Raw genomic sequence first — 12,699 nt, forward strand, 5'->3', positions numbered from 1 at the left:
ATGGCAGCGTCAATTCAGGGGCAGGGACCGCATCGCGCAGACGGGATGCAGCCGATGATGCCCGCGCGTCTCGGAACAGGCGGTGTCTGCCGGCGCCGCAATTGGCCGCACGGGGCATCGCGCCGGTTGCGGCTTGGCCTGCGCCTCGCTACATACGCGCCAGATTTCCCCCACGCCCGACCACCAGTCCGCCAGCGGAGCCCGCACGCCCCATGTCCCGTCAGTTCATCTACCATATGCGCGGCCTGTCGAAGACCTATCCGGGCGGCAAGCAGATCCTGAAGGACATCCATCTGTCCTTCTACCCCGATGCAAAGATCGGCGTGCTCGGCGTCAACGGCGCCGGTAAGTCGACGCTGCTCAAGATCATGGCGGGCTTCGACAAGGAGTGGACCGGCGAGGCCTGGGTCGCCGAGGGGGCGCGCGTCGGCTACCTGCCGCAGGAGCCGAAGCTCGACGAGACGCTGAACGTGCGCGACAACGTCATGCTCGGCGTCGCCCCGCAGAAGGCGATCATGGACCGCTACAACGAGCTGGCCATGAACTACTCGGACGAGACCGCCGACGAGATGACCAAGCTGCAGGACGAGATCGAGGCCAAGGGTCTGTGGGATCTCGACTCCAAGGTCGACCAGGCGATGGACGCGCTGCGCTGCCCGCCGGACGACTGGGAGGTTTCGAAGCTTTCGGGCGGCGAGCGCCGCCGCGTCGCGCTCTGCAAGCTGCTGCTGGAACAGCCGGAATTGCTGCTGCTCGACGAACCGACCAACCATCTCGACGCCGAGACCACCGCCTGGCTCGAAGGCCATCTGCGGACCTATCCGGGCGCGATCCTGATTGTCACCCACGATCGCTACTTCCTCGACAACGTCACCAGCTGGATCCTTGAGCTCGATCGCGGCCAGGGCATCCCCTACGAGGGCAACTACTCGGCCTGGTCGGTGCAGAAGCAGAAGCGCCTCGCCCAGGAAGGCCGCGAGGATGTCGCGCGCCAGAAGACGCTGGAGCGCGAGCAGGAATGGGTGCTGGCCTCGCCAAAGGCGCGCCAGGCCAAGAGCAAGGCGCGTATCCAGCGCTATGATGAGCTCGTCCAGAAGGCCAACAACAAGGGCCCCGACGGCGCGCAGATCATCATCCCGATCGCGGAGAGGCTGGGCAACAACGTCGTCGATTTCGAGGATCTCTCGAAGGGCTTCCAGGACAAGCTGCTGATCGACGGCCTGTCATTCAAACTGCCGCCGGGCGGCATCGTCGGCGTGATCGGCCCCAACGGCGCCGGCAAGACCACGCTGTTCCGCATGATCACCGGTCAGGACAAGCCTGATTCCGGCACGATCAAGATCGGCGAGAGCGTCACGCTCGGCTATGTCGACCAGAGCCGCGACTCGCTCGACGACAAGAAGAACGTCTGGGAGGAGATCTCGGGCGGCAACGACATCCTTTATCTCGGCAAGCGCGAGATCAATTCGCGCGCCTATTGCTCGACCTTCAACTTCAAGGGCGGCGACCAGCAGAAGAAGGTCGGTTCGCTGTCGGGCGGCGAGCGCAACCGCGTCCACCTAGCCAAGATGCTGAAGGCCGGATCGAACGTCCTGCTGCTCGACGAGCCGACCAACGACCTCGACGTCGATACGCTCCGCGCGCTGGAAGAGGCGCTCGAGGATTACGCTGGCTGCGCCGTTATCATCAGCCATGATCGCTGGTTCCTCGACCGTATCGCGACCCACATCCTCGCCTTCGAGGGCGAGAGCCATGTCGAGTGGTTCGAGGGCAATTTCGCCGATTACGAGGAAGACAAGAAGCGTCGCCTGGGCATCGACTCCACGATCCCCAAGCGCATCCAGTACAAGAAGTTCTCGCGCTGAGACGCTAAGAGCGGCTTGCTGAAGCCCCGCGGCACAATCGGTGCCGCGGGGCTTTTTCGTTTGCGGGGCGTTGGCGATGTCAGACCGATGGTCCGCGTTCCGCCCACCAGCCAGCGCGGCTCACGTGAGATCGTCGAGTTAGCAAAATAAATCGCACGCAATCTAATTGTGCGATTGACAGGTGAGGTTCGCCTCCGCATTGATTGTGCGCGATCTAATCGCTTACGATTTAGATCGCGCGGCGGGAAGCGCCGAGCCAATTTGAGAGGGACCAAGCCATGTCGAACGCCCAGCAGATCCCCGGTCAGTCGCAGGACGCCTCGCGTAGCGGCGCCAAGCCCGTCGTCAACGGCAGCTATGTCACCACCCGCGACGGCGTCAGCCTCTACTTCAAGGATTGGGGCCCCAAGGACGGTCCGGTCGTGACGCTCAGCCATGGCTGGCCGCTGTCCTCCGACAGCTGGGAGAGCCAAGCCGCGTTCCTCGCCGACCAGGCTTCCGCGTCGTGAGCCATGATCGTCGCGGCCACGGCCGCTCGAGCCAGCCCTGGGACGGCAACGACATGGATCATTACGCCGACGACCTCGCCGACGTGATCGGGGCGCTGGGCCTGAAGAATGTCTCCATGTTCGGCTTCTCGACCGGGGGCGGCGAGGTGGCGCGCTATGTCGGCCGCCACGGCACAGGCAATGTCGCCAAGCTCGGCTTCATTTCGGCGGTGACACCGGTCATGGTGCGCAAGCCCAGCAATCCGAACGGGGTTCCGATCGAGGTCTTCGACGGCATCCGCGCCGGCCTCGTCGCCGACCGCTCGCAGCTGTTCCGCGACATCGCCTCGGGCCCGTTCTTCGGCTTCAACCGGCCGGGCGCCAAGCCCAGCCAAGGCGCGATCGACTCCTGGTGGGCGCAGGGCATGCAGGGCGGCTACAAGAACACTCTGGACTCGATCAAGGCGTTCTCGGAGACCGATTTCGTCGAGGACCTCAAGAAGGTCGACCGGCCGACGCTGATCGTCCATGGCGATGACGACCAGATCGTCCCGATCGAGACCGCCGGCCGCGCCGTGAAGCGTCTGCTGCCTAACGCCGAGCTCAAGGTCTATGAGGGCGCGCCGCACGGCCTGACGGACACCCACAAGCAGCAGCTGAACCAGGACATGCTCGCCTTCCTGAAGGCGTGATGCTGGCCAGTTGATCGCGGAACTCGGAGGGCGCTTGTGCTCTCCGCGTTTTCGTCTCCGACGCTGCAACGCGGGGCATGGGCACTGGCTGGAGAGGTCTGTGAAGTGTCGGGCGGGCCTGATCGGGAGCGCCGTGGAACCCTAGGCGCGCCGGTACACCGAGCGTCCCTCCTTAAAGGTCTCGATCACCTTCAATCCAGACAGCGCGTCGGGTGCGACGTCGAGCGGGCTCTTCTCGAGAACGACGAAATCGGCGAGCTTGCCGACCTCGATGGACCCCTTGGTGTCTTCCTCGAAATGCTGGTGGGCCGCCCAGAGCGTCATCGCCTTCAGGGCCGTCATCACGTCGACCCGCTCGCTTGGACCCAGGATATCGCCGCTTCGGGTCCGGCGCGTCACCGTAGCCGACAGCACGCGCATCGAGTCCGGATTGGCGACGGGGGCGTCGTGGTGCGAGGTGAAGGTCATGCCGAGCTTGCGCGCCGAGCTGCATGGCGAAATGCGCTCTGCCCGCTCGGGACCGAAGACGGAATCGCGGTGCCAATCGCCCCAGTAATAGGTGTGCATCGGGAAGAAGGACGGCAGGATATTCAGCCGCTTGAGCTTGGGCAATTGGTCCAGCCGGGTGGCCTGGCCATGGATCAGGACCGATCTGCGGTCCTTGCTGCCATGCTTGCGCGCGGCTTTGCCGACCGCGTCTATCAACCAGTCGACGGCCGCATCGCCATTGGCGTGGGTCAGGATCTGCCAGTTGCGGGAATAGGCGAGGTCGAACGCGGCATCGAGCTGCTTCCTGGTGATAGCGGCATAGCCGACATAGCTGGCGTCGCGGCCGGCGGGTGGCACGAAATAGGGCTTCGACAGATATGCAGTCTTGCCCTGAGGCGATCCGTCGATCGTGAGCTTCGCGCCGCCGATGCGATAGCGGTTCCGGTAGATCTTGGAAGGCTTGATCGCCTCGGCTGAGTCGAGGATGTCGGGATAGACCAGAACGTCGACCGGAAGCAGGCCCATATCCGCAGCCTTCGCAACCATCGCGGTCGTCGGGCCCATGGCGCGCGCTTCCTGGACGGTGGTGTAGCCGAAGCTCGCGCAGAAATTCGCGCCGGCCTTGATCATGGCCAGGTAGGCGTCCTCGTCGAACCGGGCGAAGAGCTTGCCGACAACCTGGAAGAAGGCCGCCTCCTCGCAGACGCCGTTGGGCTCGGAGCCGCCTTCCTTGCGTCGGAACGAGCCTCCCTCCGGGTCCTTGGTGGCCGCGTTGACGCCCACGATCTCCAGCGCCTTGCTGTTCAGCGCGCCGAGATGGCTGGACTGGTGGATCAGCATGACGGGGAGTTCGGTCGAGACGGCGTCGAGGTCCTCGCGGGTCGGATGCCGGCGCTCCGCAAGTTGTGAATCGTCGTAGCCGAAGCCGACGATGATCTTGTAGCGGCTGATGACGGCCGCGTTTCGGGCGACCCACTCCTTCAGCAGGCGCTGCAGGGCTGGAATGTCGTTGCCCTCTCCGTCGGGAGCGGGAAGCATGTTGGCCGACAGCGACTGCAGGCCGATCATGACGACGTGGCCGTGGGGATCGAAAAAGCCCGGCAGGAGCGCCTTCCCAGCAAGATCGATCGTCGAGACCGGAGCTTTTGCCTGTTTTTCCACGTCGGCGCGCGGGCCCACCGCAACGATGCGTCCAGCGCGGACAAGCACGGCTTCAGCGCTGGGAGCGGCGTCTACCATCGTCAGGATGGGGCCGCCGACATAGAGAGTGTCTGTAGCCTCAGACTGAGCCATGACTTCGGTGCACGCAAAGCGCGAGACTGTCCCGACCGCCAGAGCAGCGGCTCCACCCCTGATGAATGAGCGGCGAGATGGGCTGGCCATCGTGCCACGGATCGCTTCCATCAGCGGACCACATGCGATGCACATTCAGGATGTCCTCTCGAATAGCCTTGTGGGCATAGCCAGGGTCTTACCTGATCGACGCGGTATTGGTGCGAAGTCGAATTTTGCGGAAATTGCTCGCCGGTTTAACCTGACAATCCAGGAAATTGCAGCCGCCGCGGCGGACACTCAGCCCATCAAACGCGCGATCGTCCCTTCGCGTCCGCCGACCAGGATGCGCTCGTCGACATCTGCGATGTCCCGGAGTCCGCACAGCGCCATGGTGACGTCGAGCTCCTTGCGGATGATGTTGAGCGCCAGGGTCACGCCGGGCTCGCCCATGGCGCCCAGCCCATAGAGGAAGGCGCGGCCGATGAAGGTGCCGTGTGCCCCGAGCGCCAGCGCCTTGATCACGTCCTGGCCCGAGCGGATGCCGCCGTCGAACAGCACTTCCATGCGGTCGCCGACCCGGGCGACGATCTCCGGCAGGGCCGCGATCGAGGACAGCGCGCCGTCGAGCTGGCGGCCGCCATGGTTGGAGACGATGATCGCATCTGCGCCGCTCTGCGCGGCCATCTCGGCGTCCTCGGCGTCGAGGATGCCCTTGAGGATCAGCTTGCCGCCCCATTGCTCCTTGATGCGCTTGACGTCGTCCCAGTTCAGCTGCGGATCGAACTGTGACGCGGTCCAGTCGGACAGCGAGCTCATATCGGCAACGCCGGTGACATGGCCGACGATATTGCCGAAGCTGCGGCGCGGCGTGTCCAGCATCTTCAGGCACCAGCGCGGCTTGAAGGCCAGGTTGATCAGGTTGGCGAGCGTCGGCTTGGGCGGAGCCGAGAGGCCGTTGCGGATGTCCTTGTGGCGCTGGCCGAGGATCTGGAGGTCGAGCGTCAGCACGAGCGCGGTGACGCCCGCGGCCTTCGCGCGCTGGATCAGGCGGGCAATGAAGTCGCGATCCTTCATCACATAGAGCTGGAACCAGAAGGGCTTGCCGACATGCTTGGCGATGTCTTCCAGCGAGCAGATGCTCATGGTCGAGAGCGTGAAGGGCACGCCGGCCTTGTCGGCGGCACGGGCGGCCAGGATCTCGCCGTCGGCGTGCTGCATGCCGGTCATGCCCGTCGGGGCGATCGCGACCGGCATCGCGACGGGCTGGCCGACCATGGTCGATGCCAGCGTGCGGTTGGTCATGTCTACGGCGACGCGCTGCCGCAGCTTGACCTTGGCGAAATCGGTCTCGTTGGCGCGATAGGTGCCTTCGGTCCAGGCTCCGGAATCCGCGTAGTCGTAGAACATGCGCGGCACGCGGCGCTTGGCCATGACCCGAAGGTCTTCGATGGTCAGGGGCTGGGCCATGGTTCTTTTGCCTCCGCAGGAACAGTCGACATCTGCTCGGTCGCACGGAATTTTACGGGAGGCAACCGCCTGCTACGAGACCCCCATATACCGCCCGGGCTTGTGGTTGATCGCCAGGATGAGGTTCAGCACGGCAGCCCCCAGGAGCGAGACCAGGACCTTGTCCCAGGGCAGCAGGAAGAGGGCGCCGAGCAGGATCAGCGCATCGATGCCGAGCTGGAACCAGCCGGCCCGGATGCCGTGCGTCTCCTGCAGGTAGAGCGCCAGGATATTGACGCCGCCGAGCCCGGTGCGATGGCGAAACAGCGCGAGCAGGCCCAGCCCCATCAGGCTCCCGCCCGCCAGCGCGGCGTAGATGGGATCGACCGCTTCGATGCGCAGCCAGCCCGGTGTCGCCCAGGTGAAGATCGAGACGAGGCCGACCGCGACGAAGGTGCGCAGGGCAAAGCGCCAGCCCATGCGCCGGATCGCCAGCCAGTAGAAGGGCAGGTTGAGGGCGAAGAACAGGATGCCGAAATTGATGCCCGTGGTGAATTGCATCAGCAGCGCCAGCCCGGCCGCGCCGCTCGTGAGCAGGGTGGCCTTGGTGTAGAACACGATGCCGATGCTCACCAGCAGGGTGCCCAGCAGCATCGCGAAGACGTCTTCCCACAGGCGGTGGCGTTCGCCCTTGTCCGCGAGATCAGCAATATCCGCCATCGTGATGCCCTGTTTCTGCGTCCCGGTCGAGCCGTGCTGCGGCGATGCAACCGTCGAGCCACGCCGGACGTTGCTGTAGGGCCGCCCGGCCCCGATTGCCAATCACGAGAGACCCGCTGCCATGCTTCTGCGGCTCGTCGCTGCGCTCCTGATCTGTTGCTCTGTCCCCGCGGCGTTCGCCCGGGAGGGCGTCGGCTGGAAGACCGGCCCGGACGCTGCGGCGATCGAGCGTCGCGTCGATGCGCTTTTGTCCCGGATGACGCTGGAGGAAAAAGTAGGGCAGTTGCACCTGTCGGGGCGGGGTGACGGCTTCGACCTCGACCAGGTCCGGAGCGGCCGGATGGGCGGGGTGATGAACTTCGTCGTTCCGCGCGAGATCCGCGAGGTGCAGGAGGCCGCCCGCCAGTCTCGGCTGAAGATACCGCTGATGATCGGGCTCGACGCGGTGCACGGCTTCTCGACCTATTTCCCGCTGCCACTAGGGCAGGCCGCGAGCTGGAATCCGGCTCTGATCGAGGAGGCGGCCTACTGGACCGGGCGTGAGGCGGCCGCGGCGGGCGTCAACTGGACCTTCGCGCCGATGGTCGACATGTCGCGCGATCCGCGTTGGGGGCGCCTTCTGGAGGGCGCTGGCGAGGATCCCCATCTCGCCTCTGTCGTCGCGGCGGCACGCACCCGCGGTTACCAGCGCGGCGGGGTCGCGGCCACGGTGAAGCATCTCGTCGGCTATGGCGCGGTCGAGGCCGGGCGCGACTACAATTCGACGTGGATTCCGACCAGCCTCCTGCATGAGCTGCATTTGCCGCCGTTCAAGGCGGCATTCGAGGCGGGCGCGATGACGGCGATGGCCGCGTTCACCGCCCTGAACGGTGTGCCCGCGACAGCGAGCCGGCCGATGCTGACCGAGCTCCTGCGCGGCACCTGGCGCTTCAAGGGGTTCGTGACCTCGGATTTCGGCTCGATCACGGAACTGCGCCAGCACGGAATCGCGAGGGACGATGCGGAGGCCGCGCGCAAGGCCCTGCTTGCCGGCATCGACATGGACATGATGGGCGATGTCTACCTCAAGCATCTCGGGAATGAGGTGACCGCCGGACGCGTGCCGATGGCCGCGCTTAATGAGGCTGTGCGGCGGGTACTGCGCGTGAAATTCCACCTAGGCCTGTTCGAAAAGCCCGATGTCGATCCAACTGCTGCGCCGGCCCTGATGCAGACGCAGGCCGCGCGTGATGTCGCGCTGCGGGCCGCGCAGGAAGGCGTGATCCTGCTGAAGAACGAGCGGCAGACCCTGCCGATCGCAAGCGACGTCAGGTCGATCGCCGTGGTCGGCGCGATGGCACGGCCGGAGGATGAGCGCGTCTGGACCGATCCGGCCGGGCTCGGCCGCCGGGCGATCCAGGCGCTGCCCGAGGCGCTGCGGGAGCGACTGCCGGCCGAGGTCTCGATCCGCTACGAGCCGGCGTTCAGCAAGGCCTGCGGCACGGCCTTCGCCGACAAGGAGGCGGCGCTGCGGCTGGCTGCAGCCAGTGACCTGATCGTCGCCATGTTGGGGGAGGATTGCGAATTCATGGGAGAGGCGGCCTCGCGCACCGATCTCGGCCTGCCCGGCGTGCAGCAGGAGCTTCTGGAGGCGCTGGTGGCGACGGGAAAGCCGGTCGTGCTCGTACTGGCCACGGCCCGGCCGCTGGTGCTGAGCTGGGCCGACCGGCATGTGGCGGCGATCGTTCAGACCTTCCATGGCGGCACGGAAGGGCGCACGGGCATCGCCGATGTCCTTACGGGAAAGATTAATCCGTCGGGGCGCACGCCGATCAGCTTTCCGCGTTCGGTCGGGCAGATCCCCGTCTATTATGGGCAGTTGCCGACCGGCCGTCCGCAGCGGCCCGGCGAGCGCTACTCGTCCATCTTCATGGACGAGCAGAACGAGGCGCTCTACCCGTTCGGCCATGGACTGTCCTACACGGCGTTCCGCTATGGCCAGCCGCGCCTGCCTTCGACGCGCGTCGCCCTGAACGGAACGGTCGAGCTTGCCGTCGATGTCACCAATACCGGCTCGCGCGACGGGCAGGAGGTCGTGCAACTCTACATCCGCCGCCCGGTCGCCAGCCGGTCACGCCCAGTGCGCGAATTGAAGGCATTCGAGAAGGTCGCGATCAGGGCGGGCGAGACCCGCAGCGTCCGGTTCAGGCTGAATGTCGCGCAGTTCGGCTTCCACGATGACCGAGGGCATTACGTAATGGAGCCGGGAGAGGTCGAGCTCTATCTTGGTGGTTCGTCGCGCGCCGAAGCAAAAGAGGTACTTCGACTGGAGAAACCATGATCGAATTGCGCAAAAACCTGCCTGCCGTTTGGTCTCGACAAGAATGCAAATCCGGTCAATTCTTAGTTGCTGCGGCAAAAGGGCACTGCGCCCGATGCCGACAAGACGCGTGGCTTCGAAGGGTGTGGCGATGGCGACCGGAACCGTAAAATGGTTCAATACTGAAAAGGGCTTTGGTTTCATTCAGCCTGCCGACGGTGGTAAGGATGTGTTCGTGCACATCACTGCCGTTAAGGAAGCGGGATTGATGACGCTCACGGAAGGACAGAAGGTCTCGTTCGAGTTGAAGACCGAACGTGGCAAGACAGCTGCAGGCGGATTGCAGCTCATCTGATTTCTTCGGGCTCGGTGGGAGCAAAGTGGCGGCCTGCGGGTTGCTGCTGCGATGAGCGTGCGCCTCCACGGCCGAGTTGTCGGCACCTATTCAGCCCATGAGGCGTCCCGCGGGGCGCTTGGCTTCGTCACGCGCGCGGTCGATGGCCTCGCTCTGGAACTCACGGGAATTCCGGGCGGCCGCCATGGCGGTCTTACGCGTCGATCGGGTCCGCGCGAGCCGTGGCTCCCGCGCGGGTCGTTGATGCGCAATGACCGGCAGGTCTCGGCGTTGTGCGTGGCCGAGTTGCGGGAGATCGCCGCCCGGCTGGGGATTGGCGCGCTACCGCCCGAATGGATCGGCGGCAACCTCTTGATCGAGGGCATGCCTCGCTTTTCGGCGCTTGCGCCCGGCAGCCATCTCGCCTTTGGGGGCACGTGGGCCGGCAAGGGCCGCTTCGACGGCGGCGCCGTGCTGCGCGTCGAGGGCTATAATTCGCCATGCCGTCTCGCCGGGCGCGGGATTGCCGCCGCCACCGGTGATCCCGGGCACGAGTTCGCCTTCGTCAAGGCCGCGGCCAGCCTGCGTGGGCTCGTGCTGTCGGTTGCGCTGGCGGGGCCGATTTCACCGGGCGATCCGGTTGTGGTCATTGCGCCATCTGTCCCGAAGGGACCCGCCTGAGCGGCTGGCCGCTAGCGGGCGAAGCGCTTGGCGCCGGCGACGCAGCCGATGACGGCGGCCGAGGTCAGCAACATGGTGGCGCTGACGGTTTCGCCCAGCAGGAGAGCCGCCAGCGCCAGCCCGCAGAACGGCTGAAGCAGTTGCAGCTGCCCGACCGAGGCGATGCCGCCCTGCGCGAGCCCGCGATACCAGAACACGAAGCCGATGAGCATGCTGAAGAGCGAGACATAGCCGAGCCCGAGCCAGGCCGGCATGTCGATGCTGACCCATGATCCCGGCCGAAGCCAGAGCGCCAGCGCCAGCATGACGGGCAGGGCCAAGACAAGCGCCCATGAAATGACCTGCCAGCCGCCGAGCCGGCGCGACAAAACAGCTCCTTCGGCATAGCCGAGTCCGCAGACGACGACCGCGGCCAGCATCAAGAGGTCGCCGATGGAGGCGGCGCCGCTGCTCTGCGTCAGCGCGAAGCCTGCGACGAGCGAACTGCCTATCGCGGAAAACAGCCAGAATGCCGGCCGGGGCCGCTCACCGCCGCGCAACACGGCGAAGATGGCCGTCGCGAGCGGCAGCAAGCCGATGAAGACGATCGAATGGGCGGAGGTGACATGCTTCAGAGCCAGCGCCGTCAGCAGCGGAAAGCCGACGACGACACAGAGCCCAACAACGCAGAGCGACACGATATCGCTGCGGGCAGGGCGCTTTTCACGGAACACCAGCAGCAGTGCGAGCGCCAGCAGCCCCGCTATCGCTGCCCGCGCCACCGTCAGGAAGACAGGATCGAAGCCCGCCACGGCCACGCGGGTTGCAGGCAGCGAGCCGCTGAAGATCAGCACGCCTATACCGCCATTGATCCAGCCAGCTGTCGTCTTGTCCATCGCCGAGATCCGCCTTTGCGCCTGAATGAGCCGCAGTCGCGCGATTTCACAGAGACAGTTCGGTACAGTTGCGGCAAACTGTATCGGCACAGGAGCGGTACGGATGAACGATGGCGTCGCCTTTGGCAGTGACGAGTCCGGCACGCGGGTCGAGCGCGTGATGGCTGCGATCAACCGAAAGATCGCCGGCCGCGTGCTGGCACCGGGCGCTAAACTGCCCTCGATCCGTGGCTTTGCCACCGCCATGGGCGTGTCCAAATCCACGGTCGTCGAGGCCTATGACCGGCTGGCCGCCGAGGGACTGGTCCAGGCGCGGCGCGGTTCGGGGTTCTATGTCGCTGGCCACGCGCCGCCGTTCGCGCTTGCCGATCTCGGGCCCAGGCTCGAGCGCGCAGTCGATCCGTTCTGGATCTCGCGCCAGTCGCTGGAGGCGGGCGAGAGCGTGCTCAAGCCCGGCTGCGGCTGGCTGCCGCCCGAATGGATGCCAGAGGAGAGCCTGCGGAGAGCGTTGCGCGCCGCCTCGCGCGCGCCTGCAGAGACGCTGGCGGACTATGGTACGCCGCTGGGTCTCGCGCCATTGCGGCAGGTTCTGGCCCGCCGCCTGGCGCTTCACGGCGTCGAGGTCGGGCCCGACCGGATACTGCTCACGGAATCGGGAACGCAGGCCCTCGATCTGGTCTGCCGCTTCCTCGTCGAGCCCGGCGACACGGTGCTCGTCGACGACCCCTGCTATTTCAACTTCCACGCGCTGCTGCGGGCGCATCGGGTGCGCATCGTCAGCGTGCCGTATACGGCGAACGGACCGGATATCGTCGCGTTCGAGCAGGTGCTCGCGGAGCAGCGGCCGCGCCTCTACATCACGAACTCGGCGCTTCACAATCCAACCGGCGCGACCCTCTCGCCGGTCGTTGCGCATCGCGTGCTCAAGCTTGCCGAGCAGTACGGGCTTACGATCGTCGAGGATGACATCTTCGCCGATTTCGAGCCCGAGCCGGCGCCGCGGCTGGCGGCGTTCGACGGACTCGAGCGTGTCGTGCAGATCGGCAGCTTCTCAAAATCCCTCTCGGCATCGGTGCGCTGCGGTTACATCGCCGCGCGCCGCGACTGGATCGAGGGGTTGATCGACCTCAAGATCGCAGCCTCGTTCGGGACGGGGCGTCTCGCCGCCGAACTCGTCCTGACGATCCTCAGGGATGGCGGCTACCGCAAGCATATGGAGGCTCTGCGAGCGCGGCTGGCGCGGGCGATGGGCGAGACATCGGCACGGTTGCGAGACATCGGCATCGTGCCCTGGATCGAGCCGCGCGGCGGCATGTTCCTGTGGTGCACCTTGCCGGATGGGCTGGATGCGGCCGTGATCGCGCGGCAATTGCTGGCCGAGGACATCGTTCTGGCGCCTGGCAATGTCTATAGCCTGTCGCAGTCGGCCAGCCGCTTCATGCGTTTCAACGTGGCGCAATCGAGCGATCCGCGCCTGTTCAGCGCGCTTCGGCGGGCGATGGGGAATGCCTAGTCGCGGGTGTCAGTGATGCAGC

Annotated in this window: 9 protein-coding genes and 1 pseudogene; 6 read left to right on the top strand and 4 right to left on the bottom strand. The window is 65.8% G+C overall.

What is annotated here, in order from left to right; translation table 11 throughout:
- The first annotated feature begins 212 nt into the window (after positions 1-212).
- Together ettA and AC1D2L_RS06595 are read left to right on the top strand one after the other, a co-directional pair.
- Entirely contained in the window at positions 213-1,865 is a 1,653-nt protein-coding gene (gene ettA / locus AC1D2L_RS06590) for an energy-dependent translational throttle protein EttA (protein ID WP_476845033.1), read from the top strand.
- A 278-nt stretch (positions 1,866-2,143) separates the two neighbouring features.
- Positions 2,144-3,045, top strand: a pseudogene (locus tag AC1D2L_RS06595) (alpha/beta fold hydrolase).
- Positions 3,046-3,186: 141 nt separating this feature from the next.
- Here AC1D2L_RS06595 and AC1D2L_RS06600 read toward each other — a convergent pair.
- The 3 genes from AC1D2L_RS06600 to AC1D2L_RS06610 all read right to left on the bottom strand — a co-directional run bounded on the left by AC1D2L_RS06600 (position 3,187) and on the right by AC1D2L_RS06610 (position 6,975).
- Complete coding sequence (locus AC1D2L_RS06600; RefSeq protein ID WP_476845034.1) at positions 3,187-4,827, bottom strand: amidohydrolase; 1,641 nt, start codon at positions 4,825-4,827, stop codon at positions 3,187-3,189.
- A gap of 279 nt (positions 4,828-5,106) precedes the next feature.
- Positions 5,107-6,276, bottom strand: a complete 1,170-nt coding sequence (locus AC1D2L_RS06605; RefSeq protein ID WP_476845035.1) for an alpha-hydroxy acid oxidase — start codon at positions 6,274-6,276, stop codon at positions 5,107-5,109.
- Between the two features lie 72 nt (positions 6,277-6,348).
- On the bottom strand, positions 6,349-6,975 hold the full coding sequence (locus AC1D2L_RS06610; protein WP_476845036.1) for a DUF6198 family protein: 627 nt from the start codon (positions 6,973-6,975) through the stop codon (positions 6,349-6,351).
- 121 nt (positions 6,976-7,096) lie between these two features.
- On the opposite strand from AC1D2L_RS06610, the gene AC1D2L_RS06615 reads away from it, so the two are divergent.
- The 3 genes from AC1D2L_RS06615 (at position 7,097) to AC1D2L_RS06625 (ending at position 10,289) form a co-directional block, all read left to right on the top strand.
- Entirely contained in the window at positions 7,097-9,295 is a 2,199-nt protein-coding gene (locus AC1D2L_RS06615; protein WP_476845037.1) for a glycoside hydrolase family 3 N-terminal domain-containing protein, read from the top strand.
- Positions 9,296-9,425: 130 nt separating this feature from the next.
- On the top strand, positions 9,426-9,629 hold the full coding sequence (locus AC1D2L_RS06620) for a cold-shock protein (protein WP_476845038.1): 204 nt from the start codon (positions 9,426-9,428) through the stop codon (positions 9,627-9,629).
- Between the two features lie 51 nt (positions 9,630-9,680).
- Positions 9,681-10,289, top strand: a complete 609-nt coding sequence (locus AC1D2L_RS06625) for an MOSC domain-containing protein (protein ID WP_476845039.1) — start codon at positions 9,681-9,683, stop codon at positions 10,287-10,289.
- 11 nt (positions 10,290-10,300) lie between these two features.
- Here the strand turns inward: AC1D2L_RS06625 and AC1D2L_RS06630 are convergent, their stop codons facing one another.
- Positions 10,301-11,164 carry a DMT family transporter gene (locus tag AC1D2L_RS06630; RefSeq protein ID WP_476845040.1) on the bottom strand — a complete coding sequence of 288 codons (864 nt, stop codon included), beginning with the start codon at positions 11,162-11,164 and terminating at the stop codon, positions 10,301-10,303.
- Between the two features lie 103 nt (positions 11,165-11,267).
- Here AC1D2L_RS06630 and AC1D2L_RS06635 point away from each other — a divergent pair, with 103 nt between their 5' ends.
- The gene (locus AC1D2L_RS06635) at positions 11,268-12,677 is read left to right on the top strand and encodes an aminotransferase-like domain-containing protein (RefSeq protein ID WP_476845041.1); all 1,410 of its coding nucleotides are present in this window, start codon (positions 11,268-11,270) and stop codon (positions 12,675-12,677) included.
- The last annotated feature ends 22 nt before the right edge of the window (positions 12,678-12,699 follow it).

It is taken from the genome of Allobosea sp. P1_B10, from assembly GCF_056406735.1.